This window comes from Variovorax paradoxus, from assembly GCF_024734665.1.
Taxonomy (GTDB): domain Bacteria; phylum Pseudomonadota; class Gammaproteobacteria; order Burkholderiales; family Burkholderiaceae_C; genus Variovorax.
The window spans coordinates 5,417,539-5,438,588 of record NZ_CP102931.1 but is presented as its reverse complement, the minus strand read 5'-3'; the positions used below and the strand labels follow the sequence as shown (position 1 = coordinate 5,438,588).

The window sequence follows — 21,050 nt, the reverse complement described above, 5'->3', positions numbered from 1 at the left end:
AATCAGAGCAGCTCGAACGCGATGTCCTGCGCGCCTTCCCACAGCACCTTCTTGCCGAGCGCGCGCAGCTGCTCCTTGCCTTCCACGATCGTCAGGAAGTGGTTGCCCGCAAGCGGCCCCATCTTGCTGGCGAAGCTGCAGCTGCCGTAGGCCAGGATGATCTCGGTCTCGCTGTAGCCGCCGGGGTAGAACAGGATGTCGCCGACCGAAGGATGGCTGGTGTGGTTCTCGAAGCCGACGCCCAGTTCGAAGTCGCCCAGCGGAATCCAGCAGCCTTCGCCGCTCCAGCGCACGTGGATGATCTTCTGCCTGTAGGGCAGCAGCCTGGTGAACGCCTCCACAGTCTTGGGTGCTTCGGGATTCGTTTCCGCGATGAAGCGCATGCCCGCCGCTTCGATGCCAATTCTTGCCATGAGTGATTGATTGAAAGTAAGAGAGGTTGGGTCAGTGCAGCAGCTGGCTCAAGAAGAGCCGGGTGCGTTCGTGTTTCGGGTTGCTGAAGAACTCCTTCGGCTCGGCCTGTTCGACGATGGCGCCCTGGTCCATGAAGATCACGCGGTTGGCAACCTGGCGCGCGAAGTTCATCTCGTGCGTGACCGACAGCATGGTCATGCCATCGTCGGCGAGCGAGACCATGGTGTCCAGCACCTCCTTGACCATCTCGGGGTCGAGCGCCGATGTCGGTTCGTCGAACAGCATGACCTTGGGGCCCATGCACAGCGCGCGCGCAATGGCCACGCGCTGCTGCTGGCCGCCTGAAAGCTGCGATGGATATTTGTTGGCCTGCTCCGGAATGCGCACGCGTTCCAGGTACGACATGGCCACTTCCTTCGCCTGCTTGGGCGTGTACTTCTTGCTCCACACCGGCGCGAGCGTGCAGTTCTCGAGGATGGTGAGATGCGGGAACAGGTTGAAGTGCTGGAACACCATGCCGACGTCGCGCCGTACCGCGTCGATGCGACGCATGTCGGCCGTGAGCTCGGCGCGGTTCACCACGATCTGCCCTTGCTGATGCTCTTCGAGCCGGTTGATGCAGCGCAGCAGTGTCGACTTGCCCGAGCCCGAAGGCCCGCAGATCACGATGCGTTCGCCGCGCTGCACTTCGAGGTCGATATCGCGCAGCACCTGGAAGTCGCCGTACCACTTCTGCACACCGACCATGCGGATGACGAGTTCGGCCCGGCTGTCGGTGCTCGACGCGGGCGTGTCCGGTTGCAAGGCGCTCATGGGAATACCTCAGGCGGTGGTGGTTTGGATCTTCAGGCCGAGTTCGTCGACCAGGCGCTTGGCCTCGGCGATGCCCTCGGCGCCCAGCGGCAGGCGCGGCGGGCGCGGCGCGCCGACCGGCAGGCCCATGGCCGCGAGCAGGGCCTTGGTGCCCGCCACGTACGACTGGCCGGCGACGAAGTCGATCATCGGAAAGTGCTTGAACGCCAGCTCACGCGCCTCGGCCAGCTGGCCGGCCATGACGAGGTCGTACAGGCGCGCCATTTCGCGCGGAGCACCGTTCGATGGCACCGCGGCCCAGCCCACAGCGCCTTCGACGTACGACTCGAAGCCCATGATGCCGCCGAACACCGCCATGCGGCCGTCCGACAGCCGCATGATGTCGCGCACGCGGGTCACCTCCAGCGTCGATTCCTTGATGTAGCGGCAGTTGTCGATTTGCGAGAGCCGCGCCACCAGCGGCGGCTTCAGGTCGACGTTGGCAACGGCCGGGTTGTTGTAGACCATGATCGGAATGCCGATGGCGTCCGAGATGGTCTTGTAGTGCAGGAACAGCTCGTCGTCGGTGGGGGTGCTGTAGAAGGGCGGCAGCACCATCACGCCGTCGGCGCCCTGCGCCTCGGCGCGGCGGCTCAGGCGCACGGCGGCGCGCGTGTCTTCGGCGGTGGTGCCGATCAGCACCGGCACGCGGCCGGCGGCGCGGTCGATCACCGTCTTGGCGACAAGCTCGATCTCGTCGTCGGACATCGACATGAATTCGCCCGTCGAGCCGAGCGGGATCAGGCCGTGAATGCCGGACTCGATCTGCCAGTCGACATAGCGCTCGAGCGTGGGCACGTCGACCGCGCCGTCGGCGTCGAAGGGCGTGACCATGATGGTGTAGGTGCCGCGGAAATCAGCCATGGGACAGGTTGCTCAGTAGGTCAATGGGTGGAGGAAGGCAGCAGGCCCGAGGCCACGAGTGCCGCGCGAATGCGCGCCGTGTCGTCGGCTGGCACGGGCAGCAGCGGCGGGCGCGGGTCCGGATGGGGCAGCCGGCCGAGAAGATGCAGCGCAGTCTTCATGCGGTTGTGGGCGTCGAGATAAGGCGCGCGATAGAAGGCACGGCACAGCGGCACCAGCCGATCGTTGACCGCGCGCGCGGCCGCCAGGTCGCCGCGTGCGACGGCTTCGTGCAGCGCCACAAGCAGCGGGGCGGCCACGCTGCCCAGGCCCGACAGGATGCCGTCGGCGCCATAGGCCAGTGAAGCGAACAGCCAGCTGTTGCTGCTGCTCAGCAGCGTGACCGGGCGCGGCAGCGCGCGCAGGGCGCGGAGGTTGTCCTCGTAGAGCTCGGGAATGTCGCTGCCTTCTTTCACGGCCACGATGGCCGGCACGTCCGCGCAGAGCTGCGCCAGCGTTTCGGTCGAGAAAGCAAGGCCCGAGGCGCGCGACAGCTGGAACAGCACGATGGGCAGGCTGCTCGCACCGGCCACCTCGTTCACGAAGCGATGGGCCATGTCGGGCCGTGCGCCCGCGCCCTGCGCGAACACTGCGGGCGGAAACAGCAGCAGGGCCGAGGCTCCGGCCTGCGATGCGTCCTGTGCCAGCGCGCAGGCGTAGCGAGTGTCGTCGGCCACCACGCCGGCCACCACGGGCACGTTGCCGGCCGCGGCCACCGCAACGCTCACCACCTGGGCGCGCTCCGCGCGATCGAGCGATGTCGCCTCGCCCGCATGCCCGTTGACCACCACCGCGCGCACGCCAGGCGTGCCGGCCACGTCGCGCACATGGGCGGCCAGCGCGTCGTCGTCGACGCGGCCGTCCGGGGTGAAGGGGGTGAGCGTGGCGGGCCAGATGCCGCCGACTCCGGAAATGTGCATGGCCATCCTGGATTGGGTCGCTGAAGCCGGCAGTATGCAAGAAAATTGGAAACGATTGCAATAATCCAGACCAAGCCGCATGGATTGCAGATTTCTTCTTGACTGCAGACCTTATGAAAACCTACGATAAAAAAATGCAAACGTTTACAAGAAACTGCTCTCACGAGGCCAAGACATGGCGGTAACGCTGCGCGACGTGGCCCGTGCCGCCGACGTTTCCATTGCCACGGCATCCCGTGCGCTGGCCGGCTCCAGCCTCACCAACCACGCGACGCAGCGGCACGTGATCCAGGTCGCCGCCGCCCTCGGCTACCGCACCAACACCTTCGCCCGGGCGCTGAAAACCAAGCGCTCGCGGCTCATCGGCCTCACCGTGCACAACCTGGAGAACGCCTCGTTCCAGGTGCTCGCCTCGGTGGTGCAGACGCGCATGCAGGCGCTCGGCTACCAGGTCATCCTGAGCATCAGTGCCGACGACCCCGAGCAGGAGCGCGACATCTTCAAGACCCTGGTCGACCACAGCGTCGACGGCCTGATCGCCGTGCCCAACGGGGCCAACGGCGCCCAGCTGCTGGCCATGGAGCACGCCGACATCCCGGTGATCTGCGCGGTGCGCCGCGTCGAGGGCGCCACGCTCGAATCGGTGCTCGCCGGCGACCTCGACGGCGCCTACGCCGGCACCAAGCACCTGCTGGACCTCGGGCACCGCCGCATCGGCCTGATCGTGGGCATGAGCGACACCACCTCCGGCAAGGAACGTCTCGCGGGCTACAAGCGGGCCATGCAGGAAGCGGGCCTGCCCATCGATCCGGCGCTGATCCAGGCCGGCCGCTATGCGCCCGAAACCGGCGTGGTGGCTGCCAACGCGCTGCTGTCGATGCCCACGCCGCCCTCGGCGCTCTTCGTGGCCAACCACGAGTCATCGCTCGGCGTGCTGCGCGTGGTGTCGGAGCGCGGACTGCTGATTCCCGACGACCTGTCGCTGCTGTTCTACGAAGACTCGCCCTGGTTCGAGTGGCAGCGCCCCGCCATCAGCGTGGTGGACAGCGGCGCCGCCGAGATGGCCAACCTCGCAGTCGACCGGCTGGTGCAGCGCCTGTCGGGCGTGGCCAACAGCGGGCGTGAATACCGCGTCGGCTCGCGGCTGATCCAGCGCGCCTCCTGCCGCGCCGTCGCGCCGAACTGAAACAACTTCTCCCCACATGCCCTATCTCGAAATCCTGGCGCCCAGCGCCCCCGAAACCCGCAAGCGCGCCGCCAGCCGCGCGCTGACCGATGGCGTCGTCACGTCGTTCGGCGTCGAGCCCTCGACCGTGACGCTGTACTTCATGCCCGTCGCGCCCCACGACTACGCCCACGAGGGCCAGCTGGGCCACGACGGTGGGGGAGGGGGCACGCGCGTGTTCGTCAAGGTGCACGCCTATCGCCGTACGCCGGCCCAGCGCCGCGCGCTGGCCGCCGCCATCACGCCCGCGCTGGCGACCTGTTTCGCCACCGGCAGCCACAACGTGGCCGTCTATTTCCTCGACCGCGAACAGGACGAAGTCGCGCACGACGGCCATCTGGCCAGCGACGAAGCCGAGCAGCAACCCGATCACACCGCCTGAAGACCATGACCCATTTCCTCACCGAAGACCAGATCTCGCTGCGCGACACCGCGCGTCGTTTCGCCGAAGGCGAAGTGCTGCCGCGCGCCGCGGCCATCGACCGCGAAGACAAGTTCGATCGCGTGCTGTACCGCGGCATGGCAGAGCTCGGGCTGTTCGGCGTGAGCCTGCCCGAGGTGGCTGGTGGCTCGGGCTTCGACACCGTCAGCACCTGCCTCGTGATGGAAGAGCTGGCGCGCTGCTCGGGCGCCATCGGCAATGCCTTCGCGATTCCCGTCGAGGCGGCGCTCTTTTTGCATCACCACGGCAACGAGAGCCAGAAGGCGCTGATCCCCGGCATCCTCGACGGCTCCATCGTCATGGCCACTGCAATGTCCGAGCCCGACTTCGGCTCCGACGTGGCCAGCATCACCACCACCGCGCGCGCCGTGGACGACGGCTGGGTGCTCAACGGCACCAAGGCCTGGGTCACGCTCGGCGGGGTGGCCGATCGCATCATGGTGTTCGCGCGCACCGGCAAGGAGGCCGGCCACAAGTCGATCAGCTGCTTCATGGTCGATGCGCACCAGGCCGGCGTGAGCCGCGGCAAGAACGAAGAGCTGCTCGGCATGCACGGCCTGGAAGACTGCCAGATCGTGCTGCAGGACGTGCACGTGCCCAGGACGGGGCTCATCGGCGCCGAGAACCAGGCCTTCAAGACGGCCATGGGCAACTTCAACTTCAGCCGCCTGCTGATGTCGTCCATGGCGCTCGGCATGGCGCAGGCCGCGATGGAAGATGCCGTGGCCTACGCCACCACGCGCAAGCAGTTCGGCGAGCCGATCATGAACTTCCAGGCCATCCAGTTCATGGTGGCAGACATGGCGACCGACATTGCCGCGGCGCGCCTGCTGATTCATCACGGCGCGCGGCTGCAGGACGCCGGCCACTCCATCGCCAAGGAAGGCGCGCAGGCCAAGCTCTTCACCACCGACATGGCGATGCGCCACGTGTCGAACGCGCTGCAGATCCACGGCGGCAATGGCTACTCGCGCGCCTTGCGCATCGAGCGCATCTTCCGCGACGTGCGCCTGGCGCAGATCTACGAAGGCACCAACCAGATCCAGCGCCTGATCATCTCGCGCCAGGTCGTGAAAGAACTGGCTTGAGGACGCGGCCATGATCGACTGCATCACCCCTGACGCCGCCGCCTCGCTGCTGCGCGATGGCGACATGGTGCTGGCCGGCGGCAACGGCGGCTCGGGCGTGCCCGAAGCCGTGTTCGAAGCCATCGAGCGGCGCTTCACGGCCGGCGACGGCCCGCACGACCTCACGCTGTTCCACGTTACCGGCGTGGGCGCGCTCACCGAAAAGGGCATGTGCCACTTCGCGCACCCGGGGCTGGTGCGCCGCGTGATCGGTGGCAACTTCGGCATGCAGCTACCGTTCATGAAGATGATCCTCGCGCAGGACGTGGAGGCCTACAACTTCCCGCAGGGCGTGATGACGCACCTGTGCCGCGCCATGGCGGGCCGCCAGCCCGGCGTGCTCACGCACGTGGGCCTCGAAACCTACATGGACCCGCGCCAGGACGGCGGCCGCATGAACGCACGCACCACCGAAGCGCTGGTCGAACTGGTGCACGTGGCCGACCGCGACTGGCTGTTCTACCGTGCGCCCGGCGTGCCGAACGTGGCGCTGATCCGCGGCACCTCGGCCGACGAAGACGGCTACGTGAGCATGGAGCACGAAGCCACCGCGCGCGAAGACCTCTCGATGGCGCAGGCCGTGCACAACGCCGGTGGCATCGTCATCTGCCAGGTCAAGCGCATCGTCAAGCGCGGCACGCTGCATCCGCACATGGTGAAGATTCCGGGCTTCCTGATCGATCACTTCGTGGTCGAGCCCGAGCAGATGCAGACCTACACCACGCGCTACGACCCGGCGCGCTGCGGCGAGATCGTGGTGCCCGCTTCGAGCATCGCGCCCGACCCGCTCGACGTGCGCCGCGTGGTGGCAAGGCGCGCGGCCTTCGAGCTGCGCCCGCGCGACGTGGTGAACCTCGGCGTGGGCATCTCCGCGATGATTCCCAACGTGGCCTCGGAAGAGGGCATTGCCGACCTCATCACTCTCACGGTCGAGTCGGGCGTGGTCGGTGGCGTGCCCGGTCATGCGCGCGAGTTCGGCACTTCGGTCAACCCGCGCGCGATCCTCGACCAGTCGTACCAGTTCGACTTCTACGACGGTGGTGGTTTGAGTTGCGCGTTTCTTTCGTTCGCGCAAGTGGACCCGCAAGGCAACGTCAACGTCACGCGCTTCGGCAAGCGCTACGACGGCGCGGGCGGCTTCATCAACATCACACAGAACACGCAGCGACTGGTGTTCAACGGCTCGCTTACCGGCGGCGACTTCGACATTGGCGTGACCGATGGCAAGCTCGAAATCCGCCGTGACGGTGCGTTCAAGAAGTTTGTTCCGGCGGTCGACCAGATCAGCTTCTCGGGGCGCCTTGCGCGCGAGCGAGGCCAGCAAGTGAGCTTCGTGACCGACCGCGCCGTGTTCGAGCTCGAAGCAGACGGGCTCGTGCTCACGGAGATCGCACCAGGCGTGCGGCTGAAGGAAGACGTGCTCGAAAAGATCGGCTTCGAGGTGCGCGTCAGCGAGCAGTTGCGCACCATGGACGCACGCATCTTCCGCAACGGCCCCATGGGCGTGCACGACGAGTTCATTGCGAAGGCACCGCGCCACGCAGGCAACGCGGCGCAAGGAGCGCGGGCATGAGTGACGTGTATTTCGAAGACGTGGTGATCGGCGCAGAACTGCGCAGCGAAAGCCATGTCGTGAGTACCGAAGACATCGGCCGCTTCTGCGACCTCACGCACGACCACCATCCGTTGCATACCGATGCGGACTACGCGCAGTCGCGCGGCTTTCCGGGCGTCATTGCGCACGGGCTGTTCGGTCTCTCGCTGATGGAGGGACTGAAGACCGCATTGAAGATCTACGAGAACAGTTCCATCGCCTCGCTCGGATGGGATCAGGTCCGGTTCTTGCGACCTGTTGTTGCAGGCGATGCGGTGCATGTTGTGTTTCGCTTCACCGACAAACGTCTTTCGTCGCGCGGTGGCCGCGGTGTGGTGACCGAGAGCTTGCAGCTCGTCAACCAGCGCGCGGAGCCAGTGATCGAAGCCGTGCACGTGGCGCTGGTTGCATGTCGACAAGCGACCCAGGCGGCCTGACTTCGATTGCCCGAGTTCTTCTCTTTCTTTCCTCCCTGTCTTCAACGAAAGCATCTCATGCACATGATCAAACTATCCCTGGGTTTCATCGTCGGCCTCGTGCTGAGCGGCTCGGCCCTTGCCCAGACCTGTACGCCCAAGGTCTCTGCCGAACACCTGACCGCGCCCGGCAAGCTCCAGATGTCCACCAACCCGACGCTGCCGCCGCAGCAGTTCGTCGACAGCAAGGGCGAGTTGCAGGGGCTGAACATCGAGCTTGGCCGCGCCGTTGCAAAGCAGCTGTGCCTCGAACCCGTCTTCGTGCGCATGGACATGCCGCCGATGGTGCCCGCGCTGCAGGCCGGCCGTTTCGATGTGATCAACACCGGACTGTTCTGGACCGAAGAGCGCTCCAAGCTCATGTTCCAGGTGCCGTACGGCCAGCAGTCGATGAGCATCTACACCGTGCCCAACAGCAAGCTGGCGCTGACCAAGTTCGAAGACCTCTCGGGGCATGTCGTCGGCATCGAGACCGGCACCTACGCCGAGCGCAAGTCGCGTGAATCGAATGCGGCCATGGTCGCCAAGGGCATGGCACCGATCGACTTCCGCACCTTTGCAACGGCTTCTGAAACCACGGCCGCGCTGCGCGCCGGCCAGCTCGAAGCGGGCATCAACATCGACGAGACGGCCATTGCCTTTGAAGAGCGCGGCATCGTCAAGATCCGCGCGAGCGGCCTCTACGGCACCGACATCACGCTGTCGTTCCGTGACCGCGCGGTTGCCGAAGCCGTGGCGCAGGCCCTGACCGACCTGAAGGCCGACGGCACCTACGACAAGCTGTTCGACAAGTTCCGCATGACGCGCCTGAAGGACACCACGAAGTTCGCGATCCGCGGCCCCGGCCCGGCGCCGAAGTAAGCGGGTCGAGCAAGAGGGTCTGGCCGTGTTCAATTTCGATGCCTTCCTGTCCTACTTCGTCAACCCGTTCCTCCTGGGGGGCGTGGGCATCACGATCGGACTGACCATCGCGACCATCGTGATCGGCCTTGCCCTGGCGCTGCCGCTGGCGCTGGGCAGCATGTCTTCGCATCGATTTCTGTCGGCGCCGGCGCGCTTCTACATCTGGGTGTTTCGCGGTACGCCGCTGCTGGTGCAGATCGTCATCATCTACACCGGGCTGCCGCAACTGGGCCTTCGCTTCGACGTGCTGACTTCCGCGGTGCTGGCGCTGAGCCTGAACGAAGCGGCGTACCTGTCGGAGACCATTCGCGGCGGGTTCTCCGCCATTGCGAAGGGGCAGATCGAAGCGGCCAAGGCGCTGAGCCTTTCGCGCTTCGCGACCTTGCGGCTGGTGACGCTGCCGCAAGTTTTGCGCGTGATCATTCCGCCGCTGGGCAATTCGGTGAACGGGCTGCTCAAGGCAACCTCTCTGGCTTCGGTGATCTCGATGGAAGAGCTGATGCGCCGCGCCCAGGTGCTCATGCAGGAGAAATTCGAAGTGCTGGAACTCTATTGCGTCGCGGCCTGCTTCTACCTTGTGCTGACCACACTCTGGGACCGCGTGCAGGTGCGGCTGGAGCGCCACTACGGCAGGGGCTACGCGGCGGCGCGTGGCGCGGCCTGAACCGGATTCATCTGAACCATGTCCACTTCAACCTCTGACTTCGACCTTGTGGTGCGCAATGCGCGCGTTGTCACGGCTTCCGACACCTTCGATTGCGACATCGGCATCAGCGATGGGCGCATCGTGCAGCTCGGGGCGAAGCTTGGTGCTGCCGCGCGCGAGATTGACGCTGCCGGCCGCACCGTAACGCCGGGCGGTGTGGACGCCCACTGCCATCTCGACCAGCCGATGCCACCGCCCACGCGTAATGCAGACGACTTCGACACCGGCACGCGTTCGGCCGCCTGCGGAGGCACCACCACTGTGATTCCGTTCGCCGCGCAGCAGAAGGGCCAGTCGCTGCGCGCCGCGGTCGAGGACTACCGCGCACGCGCTGCCGGCAAGGCGCACGTCGACTACGCCTTCCACCTGATCGTGAGCGACCCGACGCCCACGGTGCTGAAGGAAGAGCTGCCGGCACTGATCAAGGAAGGCTTCACGTCCTTCAAGATCTACATGACCTACGACGACATGAAGCTCGACGACGGCCAGATCCTCGATGTGCTGGCGGTGGCGCGCGAACACGGCGCAATGGCGATGCTGCATGCCGAGAACTCGGACTGCATCGAGTGGCTGACCAAGCGGCTCGAGGCCGCAGGCCGCACCGCGCCGCGCTTCCACGCGCATGCGCGGCCGATGCTGGTGGAGCGCGAGGCGACGCACCGCGCCATCGCGCTGGCCGAACTGGTCGATGTGCCGATCCTCATCGTGCATGTGTCGGGCCGCGAGGCCGTCGAGCAGATTCGCTGGGCGCGTGCACACGGTCTTAACGTGTTCGCCGAGACCTGCCCGCAGTACCTGTTCCTCACCGCCGAAGACCTGGGCATCGACGACAGCTACAAGGGCGCGAAGTGCGTGTGCAGCCCGCCACCGCGAGACAAGGCCAACCAGCAGGTGATCTGGGACGGACTCAACGACGGGCTCTTCACCGTGTTCTCGTCGGACCATGCACCGTTCAAATACGACGCACCGGAAGGCAAGAAGCCTGATGGCGAGGAGGTCGCGTTCCGCCACATTCCCAACGGTATTCCGGGCATCGAGACACGCATGCCGCTGCTGTGGTCCGAAGGCGTGCTCTCGGGCCGGATGACGGCCAACCGTTTTGTCGAACTCACGGCCACAGGCCCGGCCAAGGCCTACGGCCTGCATCCGCGCAAGGGAACAATCGCGGTGGGTTCCGATGCAGACATCGTGATCTGGGACGAATGCGACTTCGTGTTGAAGAACGAGCAGCTTCACCACGAGGTCGACTACACGCCGTATGAAGGCATGCGGCTCAAAGCTTGGCCGGGTGTGACGCTGAGCCGCGGCGAGGTGGTGTGGGATGGCAGCAGCTTTCATTCGCACCGGGGGCGCGGCGAACTGCTGGCCTGCGGTGTGCCGACGTTGATGCCCAGGCGTCGTTGAGAGAACGCCGGAGGCCGCCAGTCGATGACATCGCGAACCGGTTAATCAAATCTTAAAACAGCTAAAAACTTATTAAAGCCATCCCTTCAGCATCCGCTCCAGAAGGCGACGACATGGTGTCTGTTGCCGACCATTCGTACTGGAGCCTCCATGCTGAACCACCTGAAGTCAAACTGTCTTTCGAGCCGAGAAAAGAACAGCCGCGCGCGCATACCTTTCAGAACCATCGCCGCGGGCATCGCCTCTGCGGCATGCGTTTCGTCGGCGTGGGCGCAAGTTGCACAAGACCAGCTCTCCGAAGGGGGCGCGCAATGGGGCATTGGCATTGCTGCAGGCATGGAGCGCAAGCCCTACCGCGACTTCGACAACAAGGGCCTGGCCATCCCCATGCTCACCTACGAGAACAAGTGGGTCAGCGTTGCGTTCCCTGGTGCCGATTTGAAGCTGACGTCCGTGGGGCCCGTCTCTTTGCGGTTGCGTGCGCGCTACGCAGGCGATGGCTATGAGGCCGACGATTCGCCCTATTTCGGCGGCATGGAAAAGCGCAAGGGCAGCCTGTGGCTGGGCGGGGCAGCCATCTGGCGCAACGACATTGCCAACCTGTCGGCCGAACTGCTGGCCGACGGGTCGGGCAACAGCAAGGGAACGCGGTTCAAGGTGCAGATCGACCGGCGCTTTTCTTCGGGTGCCTTCGGCTTCACGCCGCGCCTGGCCGCGCATTGGGTCGACCGCAAGTACGTCGACTACTACTACGGCGTGACGGCGGCCGAGGCCCGATCCGACCGGCCCGAATATACCGGCAAGGCTACCGCCAACATCGAAGTGGGCCTGCGCGTGGACTACGCCGTGGCGCCGAAGCAGACAGTTTTCCTGGACGTGAGCGCGACCAGCTTCGGCAGCGGCATCAAGAACAGCCCTTTGGTCAGCCGGTCGAACCAGACCGGCGTGCGCCTCGGGTACGTCTACAGGTTCTGAGAAGAGGTCGACGGGGGCGGCGCTGCCGCCGCCGGGAACATCACCCGGATGGCAAAGCCGCGCCCCTCCAGTCCATCCCCGGTTTCAATGGTCGCATGATGCAGCTGGGCGATTCCAGCCACCAGCGACAGGCCGATGCCGCTTCCACGTGTGGAGGTGCCGGCGGCCCTGTGGAAGCGCTCGAAGATCGCCTTTCGTTCCGACAGCGGCACCCCGGGCCCATCGTCCGCTACTTCGAGGTAGACCTTGTGGTGTGTTTCTTCCCGTCCGGCCGGCAGCTCATGGCCGCAACTGATCCGGACGCGCCCGCCTTTCGGGGTGTAGCGCAACGCGTTGTCGATCAGGTTGCGCAGCAGGATGCCCATCTCGTCGATGTTGCAGTGGATGGTGCACTTGTGAATATCGAGCAGGATCGAGCGCTCCTGCTGCAGGGCATGGGTATCGAAATCGCGGGTCACGTGCAGGATGAGATCGCTCAGGTCTGCCCGCATGTGCTGCGGAGCATTGGCACTCGCATTCAGTCGTGCCAGGTCGAGCAACTGTTCGGACAACCGCGAGCTGCTCTGTGCGACCCGAAGCAGCTTGGTCAGTGCCACGTCCTTGTCGGCGGCGGTGTTCGCGCGTAGCGCGATCTGGGCCTGCGCCTGCAGCGCAGCCAGGGGCGTGCGCAGCTCGTGGGCGGCATCGCCGATGAAGCGACGCTCGCCCTCGATCGATTCGGAAAGCTGCTCCAGCAGACGATTGAACGACGCGACCAGCGGATGCAGCTCGCGCGGCAACGCGGCCGAGGATAGCGGCGTGAGGTCGAACCTGCGCCGGCTTCGCATGGCAGCTTCCAGCGTCACCACTGGCTTGAGCGAGCTGCGTACCACCAGCCACATCAGCGCGCCCACGATCAGCAGCAGGATGGTGCTGAGTACCAGCCCGGTCAGGGCCTGGTGCTGCATTTCGGCGTCCACCACGCTGTGGAGGTTGCCGACCTGTACATAGATCCGGCCTTTGGAATCCGAGACCGAATAGACACGCCATCGTCTTCCCTCGATCACCGTGGTGGTGATGCCATCCTCGAAGCCTGGCCGCAGCGGCGATTCGGGGGCTCCGGGCGTACGCACGGACAACCGCTTGCGATCGATCCAGACTTGGAAGACGAGTTGCTCGCTCTCTGCCAGCGCGGGGTCCCGCAGTTGCAGCCCTGGCCCCGTCACAACCATGTCCTTGTCGGCCGGAATTGTCAGCAGGATGCGAGTGGCAATGACCTTGAGCTTGTCGTCCCAGATGCTGGCTTTGTTGTGCGCGAGATACGCGAAAAGTACCGCGAACGCCACGATCCAGCCCAGGACGATGGTCGCCCCGAGCATCAGGATCATCCGTGCGTACAGCGACTTGGTCTTCACGGCGGAGGCTGGCCGACGACGTAGCCGTGTCCATGGACGGTGCGGATCAGGTCGTCGCCAAGCTTGCGGCGCAGCTGGTGGATGAATACGGCAATGGTGTTGCTCTCGACGACACTGGCCGTTCCGTAGACCACATCCTGCAGTTGATCGCGCGTGACGACGTGGCCGGGACGTTCCAGCAGGGCGAGCAGGGTGCGGTACTCGTGCGCGCTCAACGGCACATCGACGCCGGCCTTGGTGACCACGCGGCGACTGCGGTCGACCGTGACGTCGCCACGGGAAAAAACGGGTATCACTCGACCCTGACTGCGGCGAATGACCGAACGCACACGTGCCCACAGTTCGTCGAACTGGAAGGGCTTGACGAGGTAGTCGTCGGCGCCCGCGTCGAGGCCGTGGATGCGCTCGCTCAACTGATCGCGCGCCGTGAGAATCAGGACCGGTGTCGGGTCGTAGCGGCTTCGCATCGACCGCAGCACCGTCAGGCCCGACTCTCCGCCTGGCAGGCCCAGGTCCAGCAGCACGGCTGCATAGGCATGGTCGATCAGGGCGATCCGGGCGGCTGATGCATTGCCGACACGGTCGATGGACCAGCCGCTCTGGCGCGCGCCATCGCACACGGCTTCACCCAGCATGTCGTCGTCTTCTACGAGGAGCAGGTGCATGAGAGCGGAATTTCTTGTGGCCGAACGAAACAGCCCGGATGATGCGCCAGGATCATTAATGACTTTTTAAGATGTGCGAGAAGGCCATGAACGAAGTTGCGAGTAGAACCATGCGAGCCATCGTGCTGGATGCGCCCGGGCCGCCCGAAGCGCTGCACTATCGCGAGCTGCCCATACCGACGCCGCTCAAGGGGCAGGTGCTCATCAAGGTCCGCGCGTTCGGGCTCAATCGATCAGAGCTTCATACGCGGCTGGGGCTGGCGGAAGGCGTGACATTTCCCCGGGTGCTCGGCATCGAAGCCTGCGGGCAGGTCGCCGAATGCCCCGGGGGCGAGTTCGCGGTCGACCAGCAAGTGGTTGCGGTGATGGGGAACATGGGACGCACCTACGACGGCGGCTATGCCGAGTACACCTGCGTGCCGGCCAGCCAGGTGATTCCGTTCAGGAGCACGCTTCCCTGGAGCACACTCGGCGCCGTGCCCGAGATGCTGCAGACGGCCTATGGCTCGCTGGTCAGCGCGCTCGATGCGCAACCTGGCCAATCGATCCTGGTGCGGGGTGGAACTTCGTCGGTTGGCCTGGCGACTGCCATTCTGGCCAGGCAGCGCGGCCTCGTGGTCTTCTCGACAACGCGCAACGCTGCAAAGCGGGATGTGCTCACGGCTGCCGGGGTCGACCACGTGATCGTCGATGACGGCGACGTGGCTCCGCAGGTCCGGAAGATCCTGCCGGGTGGCGTGGATCTCGCACTGGAGTTGGTCGGCACGCCTGCGTTGCCCGACACCTTGCGGGCGGTTCGGCCCAGGGGCGTCGTCTGTTTCACCGGAATGCTGTCGAACGAGTGGCTGGTCAAGGACTTCTATCCGATCGGCTACCTGAAGAACCTCGTGCGGCTTTGCGCGTACTCCGGCGATGCCTCCGACCTGCCTGCCTCGGTGCTTCAGGACTTTCTTGACGGCGTGAGCGCGGGCAAGCTCAGCGTGCCCATCGACCATGTGTACGGCTTCGACGAGATCGTCGAAGCCCACACGAAGATGGAGAGCAACAGTGCGGCCGGCAAGCTGGTGGTGGTCGTGTAGCAGACCGCATTGCCGATGACTTGAAGGTTTTCGGCTGCGCCTTCGAATGCCTTGCTCTTCCGGCTGAGGTGTCGCGCTTCATAGACTGAAGCGCATCGCTCAACGGGAGAACCGCGAATGAAAAATCCAGTCTTTGTCGTGCCTGGGCACGGCAATTCAGGCCCTGCGCATTGGCAGAGCATCTGGCAGTCGACTCGACCGGAATGGCTCCGGTTGCAGGTCGATGACTGGGATCGGGCGGTTTGCGACGACTGGGTCTCGGCGCTGGAGCAGCAGGCTGGCGGGTTGGGCAGCGATCTCGTGGTCGTGGCGCACAGCCTGGGCTGCCTGGCCGTGGTGCATTGGGCGATGCGGTGCACGCCCCGGATTCGAGGCGCATTGCTCGTCGCAGTCCCCGACCCTCAGGCGGCTGCCTATCCGGCGGAAACGTCGCTGGGGTTCGAGCCACTGCCGTCCGCCCGGCTGCCGTTCCCGAGCATCGTGGTCGCCAGCAATGACGATCCGTATGGCAGCACGGCTTACGCGAGCGAGCGCGCACGCGCCTGGGGCAGTGAGTTAGTCGAGGTGGGGGCGCTTGGGCACATCAACGCTGCCAGCGGCCTCGGCGACTGGCCCGAGGGCTGCCGCCTGCTGCAGCGCTTGCTCTGAACCGGGCGCTGCCTACAGCTGGTCCGTGGGCACGAACCACGAGAACAGCAGCAGCTGCAGCCGCGTCAGCATGCTCGAGTCCGGCTCGCTGTCGAGCACCTCGTTGTCGACGTCGCCGGTGCCGACCCATTGCACGTTCTGGCCATCGGGCTTGAGCGTGACGCGATAGACGCCCTCGATGTCGTCGAGCTGGTAGGCGAAGAGCAGTGCCTGCGTCAGGTCGAAGCTGCGCACGCGCACGCCGAACTCGGTGTTCAGCCGGGCGGAGCGTGGGTCGAGGTTCATCGAGCCGAGCAGCACCCACTGCCGGTCGACCAGCGCCAGCTTGGCGTGCAGGCGGCCGCGCGCCTTCTTGAGCAGGTCGCGGAACTGGCCGCTGCGCCGCAACTGCTGGGTGCTGACCTCGTACAGGTTCACGCCCAGCTTGAGCATGTCGACGCGGTAGCGGTTGTAGTTGATGTTGACCAGCGGCTCGTCGCTGTCGGCCAGCGAATTGGTGATGACGGTGATGTTCACGCCGTGGTCGCGGCCCATGCGGATGCGCTCCATGCCCTCGTCGCCTGGAATGAAGTAGGGCGAGATCACCACCACGTTCGACTGGGCCGTGGCCAGCATTTCGTGAAAGCGCTGCGCCAGCGACTCCGTGGGATGCGCCATGACGCCCAGCGCCTTGTTGGGGCTGTCGGCGGAAGCATGGGCCTCGGCGCGCATCCACTTGGCCTCGTCGATGTTGGCAAGCTGGGCGGCCAGTGGCGGGTCGCCGAGCAGGTCGGTGGCGGCCAGCGGGTCGGGCGGCGGCGCGTGGGTGGGGGAGGTCGCTTCCTCGAAGTCGGTTTTGAGCTGCTGCGGCGTGCGGCTGGTGCTGGCCACCCTTTGCAGGGGGTAGACCACGTCGCTATTCCAGTAGGTGTCGAAGATGGCGGCGGATTCGGGGACAACCGGGCCGGCCAGCAGCACCTCGAAATCGATGAAGTTCGCGCTCTCGCTGCGCAGGAAGTATTCGTCGGCCAGGTTGCGGCCGCCCGCGATGGCCATGGCGCCGTCGGCCACGAACAGCTTGTTGTGCATGCGGTGGTTGAGGCGACGGAAGTCGGAGAAGAACTCCAGCCAGCGCCCCGACGAATGGTCGCGCGCATTCACGAAGGGGTTGAACAGCCGGATCTCGGCATTGGGCTCGGCGGCCAGGCCCAGCAGCAGGCGGTCCATGCCGGCCGTGTAGAAGTCGTCGAGCAGCAGCCGCACGCGCACGCCGCGCCGGGCGGCATTGCGCATTTCGCGCAGCAGCAGGCGACCGGTCTTGTCGTTGCCGAGCTGGTAGGTCTGGATGTCGAGCGACGACTTGGCGCGCCGCATCAGCTCCAGCCGTGCATCGAGCGCGAAGGAGGCTTCGATCAGCGGCCGCATGCTGGTCAGGCCGTCGGGCGGGGAGTTGAGGCTGACGGCCGCGCGGCCGAGCTCGGTGGCGGGCGAGGCCGCAATGGCCAGCGTTGGCGGTTCGGGCGTGCGCGGCGGGAGGCCGGCGCAGCCGGTCAGCGCAATGGCAGTCGCAAGGACCATCAGCCGCAAAGCCGGACCGCGCAGCGCGGGAAACAGAAAGGCAATGAGCTTGAGCATGAGGGCTGCCAACGCACGGGAAGCGTGCGGGCGGCATCGTAGCCGGTTCACTCCTAACCCGAAGACGCAATTTCGCAACGCAACGCCCTTCACTCAGGGCGGTGATTGGAGGAAGCGGAAATTTGTCACGACTAAAATGCGAATCGTTCGTATTAATCAAATTATGAGGAGTGGAGCAGGAATGAAGAGGTTGGTGGCGCGGCGCAAGGCTGCATCGGTGCTGATGGGGTGCCTGGCGATTTCCACACAGCACCAGGTGCTGGCCCAGACGACAAATGCGGGCTCGCTGCCCGAAGTGCGGGTCGACGCGAATGCCGAAGCCGAGACGGCGACCACGCCGGTGATCGGCTACCGCGCGAAAAACGCGGTCACCGCCACCAAGACCGACACGCCGCTGTCGGAAACGCCCCAGTCCGTGACGGTGATCACGCGCGACCAGATGGTCGACCAGGGCGCGATCAACGTGCAGGACGCGCTCAACTACGCGGCCGGCGTGCGCTCCGACGCCTACGGCCTCGATTCGCGAACCGACTCCGTGCGGGTGCGAGGCTCCACCCCCGACGTCTACCTCGACGGCCTTCGCCAAGCCTACGGTTACTACACCAGCACCACCCGCACCGAGCCCTACACGCTGGAGCGGCTCGAGGTGCTGCGCGGTCCCTCGGGCATGCTGTTCGGCGCGGGCACGGCCGCCGGCGTGGTCAACATGGTCAGCAAGCGCCCGCTGCAGGAGGCCCAGCGCGAAGTGGGCGTGCAGTTCGGCAGCTTCGGCCGCAAGCAGATTCAGGCCGATCTCACCGGTCCGCTCAACGCTGATGGCACCCTGTCGTACCGCCTGATCGCGCTGCAGCGCAAGTCCGACACGCAGGTCGACTACGTGCCCGACGACCGCAGCGTGATCGCGCCTTCGCTCACTTGGCGGCCCAACGCCATGACCTCGCTGACGTTGCAAGGTCTCTGGCAGAAGGACAAGAGTGGCAGCAGTTCGCAGTTCCTGCCGTGGCAGGGCACGCTGCTGCCCAACCCGAACGGCCGCGTGCCGACCAGCCGCTTCATCGGCGAGCCGGGTGACTACTACGACAGCGAGCGCAAGACCTTCGGCTGGCAGTTCGAGCACAAGTTCAACGACAGCTGGACGCTGCGCCAGAACTTCCGCTACGCGCGCAACGAAAACGACAACCGCTACCACTACGGCGGCGCGTTCGCGGGGGCCGAAAGCTGGGATGCCACCGACCCGATCTTCAAGCGCGTGCTGGGCCGCTACTACGACAGCTCGCTCACGCGCAACCGCACGCAGACGCTCGACAACCACGTCGAGGGCCACTTCCAGACCGGCGCCTTGAAGCACACGCTGCTTGTGGGCGCGGACTTCGCACGCCAGCGCGAGAACGTCTGGGTCGGAACGACTTTCGACACCATCGACATCTATGCGCCGGTCTACGGCCATCTCGACGAGCCCGTGCGCGACGCGCGGCCGCGCACCCGCCAGCGCCAGACGGGCGTCTATCTGCAAGACCAGATGAAGCTCGACAACTGGATCTTCGTGGCGGGCCTTCGCCACGACAGGGCGGTGTCCAGCGCTGCGGGCAGCGACGACGAGAAAAGCAGCGCCACCACCAAGCGCTTCGGCCTGATGTATGCCTCGCCCTCGGGCTGGTCGCCGTATGTGAGCTACAGCGAGTCGTTCACGCCCCAGGCCGCGCGCGAGGGCCGCCTCTTCAAGCCGCTGCGCGGCGAGCAGTGGGAAGTGGGCGTGAAGTACGAGCCCAAGGACCGCGCCCTGGCCTTCAGCGCCGCGGTGTACGACCTGCGCGAGAAGAACCAGATCAGCGAGCCGCAGCTCAAGGTGTTCACGCAGCTCGGCGAAACCAAGACCCGCGGCGTGGAGCTGGAGGCCAAGGGCTCGATCGGCCCGAACCTCGACCTCATCGCCCACTACAACTACACCGACGCCGACGCACTGATCGAGGGCCTGCCCAAGCACCAGGCGAGCGTCTGGGCCAAGTACAAGTTCTCGGTTGGCGGCGTGAACGGCTTCTCGGCCGGCGCAGGCTTGCGCATGATGAGCTCGTTCCGCGACATGCAGTCGGGCGTGGGCCCGCGCATACCGGGCGTTGCGCTGGCCGACCTCGTGTTCGCCTACGAAACCGCCGCCTGGCGCTATGCGCTCAACATCAACAATCTGACGGACAAGGTCTACTTCAGTACCTGCCTGTCGCGTGGTGACTGCTGGTACGGCTCGCGCCGCAACATCGTCGCAAGCGCCACCTACCGTTTCTAGAATCCCTTTCTCCATCAGAGCCACCACGACATGAACAGCCGAAAGATCAAGACCTGGGCCTGGGTGCACAAGTGGAGCAGCCTCGTGTGCACGGTGTTCATGCTGCTGCTGTGCATCACGGGGCTGCCGCTGATCTTCCACCACGAGATCGGCCACCTGCTGGGCACCGAGGTAGAGGCGCCGAAGATGCCGGCGGGCACGCCGCACATCAGCCTCGACCGCGTGCTCGACATCGCGAAGGCGAAGCACCCCGACCGCGTGGTGCAGTTCGCCTCGCAGCCCGAGGACGACGACGGCCTGTGGTTCGTCACGCTCACGCCCACGCCGGAAGCCACGGACGACTTCAAGTCGGTCGCGGTCGATGCGCGCACGGGCGAGGTGCTCGCGCAGCCGAAGTTCGACGAAGGCTTCATGTACGTGATGTTCAAGCTGCACGTCGACCTCTTCGCGGGACTGCCGGGCAAGCTGTTCCTCGGCCTCATGGGCCTGCTGCTGCTGGTGGCCGTTGTCTCGGGCGTGGTGCTGTATTCGCCGTTCATGCGCAAGCTCGACTTCGGCACGGTGCGGCGCGAGAAGCGGCCGCGCCTGAAGTGGCTCGACCTGCACAACCTGCTGGGCATCGTCACGCTGGTGTGGGTGTTCGTGGTGGGCGCCACCGGCATGATCAACACGTGGGCCGACCTGCTCATCAAGTACTGGCAGTACGACCAGCTCAGCGCGCTCATGACGCCCTACAAGAACGAGCCCATCGTGGCGGTGAACGAACGCGGCTCGGTGCAGCGCTCGATGGACGCCGCGATGCAGAAGGCGCCCGGCACGAAGCTGTCGTTCATCGCGTTCCCGGGCACATCGTTCTCGAGCCCGCATCACACCACCTTCTTCCTGCGCGGCAACGAGCCCTTCACCTCGAAGCTCTTCCAGCCGGTGCTGGTCGACGCCAAGACGGCGGAGGTGACCGCGTCGCCGAAGCTGCCCTGGTACCTCTGGGCGCTGCTGGTGTCGCAGCCGCTGCACTTCGGCGACTACGGCGGCATGCCGATGCAGATCATCTGGGCGCTGCTCGACATTGCGACGATCATCGTGCTGGGCAGCGGGCTGTATCTGTGGCTCAAGCGGGGCAACCCGGTGCCCGCGTCCAGCAAGAAGACGGCTGCGGCGCATGAGCAGCATGTGCCGCCCGCCGCCCCGCAGGGCGAGCCGGCTCCGGCGATGAAGGTTCAGGCATGAAGCCGCATCAACATCATCAAAGCTTCTGGCGCATGTGGGGCTGGCCGATCGTGCTCGGCCTGCTGACGACCTTCGGACTGATCTCGGCACTTTTCAGCGATGGCGGGCTGGGCGACATCCTGGCCTGGATCGCACTGGGCATTCCGTGCGTGGTGGGCGCCTGGTATGGCTGGCGCAAGGCGCCGGAGCGCTAGTTTTCCC

General features: G+C 65.6%; 21 protein-coding genes. 14 read left to right on the top strand and 7 right to left on the bottom strand.

The window, feature by feature from the left end; all coding sequences use genetic code 11:
- Nucleotides 1–2 precede the first annotated feature (2 nt).
- From NWF24_RS25720 to NWF24_RS25705, 4 genes are all read right to left on the bottom strand, one after another.
- Nucleotides 3–413, bottom strand: a complete 411-nt coding sequence (locus NWF24_RS25720; RefSeq protein WP_258351015.1) for a DUF3830 family protein — start codon at nucleotides 411–413, stop codon at nucleotides 3–5.
- Between the two features lie 31 nt (nucleotides 414–444).
- Nucleotides 445–1,161, bottom strand: coding sequence for an amino acid ABC transporter ATP-binding protein (locus NWF24_RS25715; RefSeq protein WP_258355350.1), 717 nt, complete (start codon nucleotides 1,159–1,161; stop codon nucleotides 445–447).
- Nucleotides 1,162–1,236: 75 nt separating this feature from the next.
- Entirely contained in the window at nucleotides 1,237–2,130 is an 894-nt protein-coding gene (locus NWF24_RS25710) for a dihydrodipicolinate synthase family protein (protein WP_258351014.1), read from the bottom strand.
- 20 nt (nucleotides 2,131–2,150) lie between these two features.
- The gene (locus tag NWF24_RS25705; RefSeq protein ID WP_258351013.1) at nucleotides 2,151–3,089 is read right to left on the bottom strand and encodes a dihydrodipicolinate synthase family protein; all 939 of its coding nucleotides are present in this window, start codon (nucleotides 3,087–3,089) and stop codon (nucleotides 2,151–2,153) included.
- Between the two features lie 175 nt (nucleotides 3,090–3,264).
- Between NWF24_RS25705 and NWF24_RS25700 the strand changes: the two genes are divergently transcribed.
- The 9 genes from NWF24_RS25700 (at nucleotide 3,265) to NWF24_RS25660 (ending at nucleotide 11,941) form a co-directional block, all read left to right on the top strand.
- A complete protein-coding gene (locus NWF24_RS25700; protein WP_258351012.1) occupies nucleotides 3,265–4,275 on the top strand; it encodes a LacI family DNA-binding transcriptional regulator in 1,011 nt (336 codons plus the stop codon).
- Nucleotides 4,276–4,291: 16 nt separating this feature from the next.
- The gene (locus tag NWF24_RS25695; RefSeq protein WP_258351011.1) at nucleotides 4,292–4,696 is read left to right on the top strand and encodes a tautomerase family protein; all 405 of its coding nucleotides are present in this window, start codon (nucleotides 4,292–4,294) and stop codon (nucleotides 4,694–4,696) included.
- Nucleotides 4,697–4,701: 5 nt separating this feature from the next.
- The gene (locus NWF24_RS25690; RefSeq protein ID WP_258351010.1) at nucleotides 4,702–5,844 is read left to right on the top strand and encodes an acyl-CoA dehydrogenase family protein; all 1,143 of its coding nucleotides are present in this window, start codon (nucleotides 4,702–4,704) and stop codon (nucleotides 5,842–5,844) included.
- 10 nt (nucleotides 5,845–5,854) lie between these two features.
- A complete protein-coding gene (locus NWF24_RS25685; protein ID WP_258351009.1) occupies nucleotides 5,855–7,456 on the top strand; it encodes an acyl CoA:acetate/3-ketoacid CoA transferase in 1,602 nt (533 codons plus the stop codon).
- A gap of 5 nt (nucleotides 7,457–7,461) precedes the next feature.
- Nucleotides 7,462–7,914, top strand: coding sequence for a MaoC family dehydratase (locus tag NWF24_RS25680; RefSeq protein ID WP_258351008.1), 453 nt, complete (start codon nucleotides 7,462–7,464; stop codon nucleotides 7,912–7,914).
- Between the two features lie 63 nt (nucleotides 7,915–7,977).
- Nucleotides 7,978–8,814: an ABC transporter substrate-binding protein gene (locus NWF24_RS25675; RefSeq protein ID WP_258351007.1), complete on the top strand. Its 837-nt coding sequence runs from the start codon at nucleotides 7,978–7,980 to the stop codon at nucleotides 8,812–8,814.
- Between the two features lie 25 nt (nucleotides 8,815–8,839).
- Nucleotides 8,840–9,520, top strand: coding sequence for an amino acid ABC transporter permease (locus tag NWF24_RS25670; RefSeq protein ID WP_258351006.1), 681 nt, complete (start codon nucleotides 8,840–8,842; stop codon nucleotides 9,518–9,520).
- 18 nt (nucleotides 9,521–9,538) lie between these two features.
- The gene (gene hydA / locus NWF24_RS25665; RefSeq protein WP_258351005.1) at nucleotides 9,539–10,966 is read left to right on the top strand and encodes a dihydropyrimidinase; all 1,428 of its coding nucleotides are present in this window, start codon (nucleotides 9,539–9,541) and stop codon (nucleotides 10,964–10,966) included.
- Between the two features lie 150 nt (nucleotides 10,967–11,116).
- Nucleotides 11,117–11,941 (top strand): MipA/OmpV family protein, encoded by an 825-nt coding sequence (locus NWF24_RS25660; protein WP_258351004.1) that lies wholly within the window; start codon nucleotides 11,117–11,119, stop codon nucleotides 11,939–11,941.
- Here NWF24_RS25660 and NWF24_RS25655 read toward each other — a convergent pair.
- Both NWF24_RS25655 and NWF24_RS25650 read right to left on the bottom strand, forming a co-directional pair.
- Complete coding sequence (locus NWF24_RS25655; protein ID WP_258351003.1) at nucleotides 11,929–13,335, bottom strand: ATP-binding protein; 1,407 nt, start codon at nucleotides 13,333–13,335, stop codon at nucleotides 11,929–11,931. The genes NWF24_RS25660 and NWF24_RS25655 overlap by 13 nt on opposite strands.
- The gene (locus tag NWF24_RS25650; protein WP_093075909.1) at nucleotides 13,332–14,000 is read right to left on the bottom strand and encodes a response regulator transcription factor; all 669 of its coding nucleotides are present in this window, start codon (nucleotides 13,998–14,000) and stop codon (nucleotides 13,332–13,334) included. The genes NWF24_RS25655 and NWF24_RS25650 overlap by 4 nt, the downstream gene beginning before the upstream one ends.
- 110 nt (nucleotides 14,001–14,110) lie before the next feature.
- Between NWF24_RS25650 and NWF24_RS25645 the strand changes: the two genes are divergently transcribed.
- Both NWF24_RS25645 and NWF24_RS25640 read left to right on the top strand, forming a co-directional pair.
- Complete coding sequence (locus tag NWF24_RS25645; protein ID WP_258351002.1) at nucleotides 14,111–15,079, top strand: zinc-binding alcohol dehydrogenase family protein; 969 nt, start codon at nucleotides 14,111–14,113, stop codon at nucleotides 15,077–15,079.
- Nucleotides 15,080–15,196: 117 nt separating this feature from the next.
- Nucleotides 15,197–15,727, top strand: coding sequence for an RBBP9/YdeN family alpha/beta hydrolase (locus tag NWF24_RS25640; protein ID WP_258351001.1), 531 nt, complete (start codon nucleotides 15,197–15,199; stop codon nucleotides 15,725–15,727).
- 12 nt (nucleotides 15,728–15,739) lie between these two features.
- Here NWF24_RS25640 and NWF24_RS25635 read toward each other — a convergent pair whose 3' ends face one another.
- Nucleotides 15,740–17,341: a phospholipase D family protein gene (locus tag NWF24_RS25635; protein ID WP_258351000.1), complete on the bottom strand. Its 1,602-nt coding sequence runs from the start codon at nucleotides 17,339–17,341 to the stop codon at nucleotides 15,740–15,742.
- 181 nt (nucleotides 17,342–17,522) lie between these two features.
- On the opposite strand from NWF24_RS25635, the gene NWF24_RS25630 reads away from it, so the two are divergent.
- The 3 genes from NWF24_RS25630 to NWF24_RS25620 are packed head-to-tail and all read left to right on the top strand — an operon-like array spanning nucleotide 17,523 to nucleotide 21,043.
- Complete coding sequence (locus NWF24_RS25630; RefSeq protein ID WP_258350999.1) at nucleotides 17,523–19,622, top strand: TonB-dependent siderophore receptor; 2,100 nt, start codon at nucleotides 17,523–17,525, stop codon at nucleotides 19,620–19,622.
- A gap of 30 nt (nucleotides 19,623–19,652) precedes the next feature.
- Nucleotides 19,653–20,849 (top strand): PepSY-associated TM helix domain-containing protein, encoded by a 1,197-nt coding sequence (locus tag NWF24_RS25625; RefSeq protein ID WP_258350998.1) that lies wholly within the window; start codon nucleotides 19,653–19,655, stop codon nucleotides 20,847–20,849.
- A complete protein-coding gene (locus tag NWF24_RS25620; protein WP_093048485.1) occupies nucleotides 20,846–21,043 on the top strand; it encodes a hypothetical protein in 198 nt (65 codons plus the stop codon). The genes NWF24_RS25625 and NWF24_RS25620 overlap by 4 nt, the downstream gene beginning before the upstream one ends.
- Nucleotides 21,044–21,050: the final 7 nt, after the last annotated feature.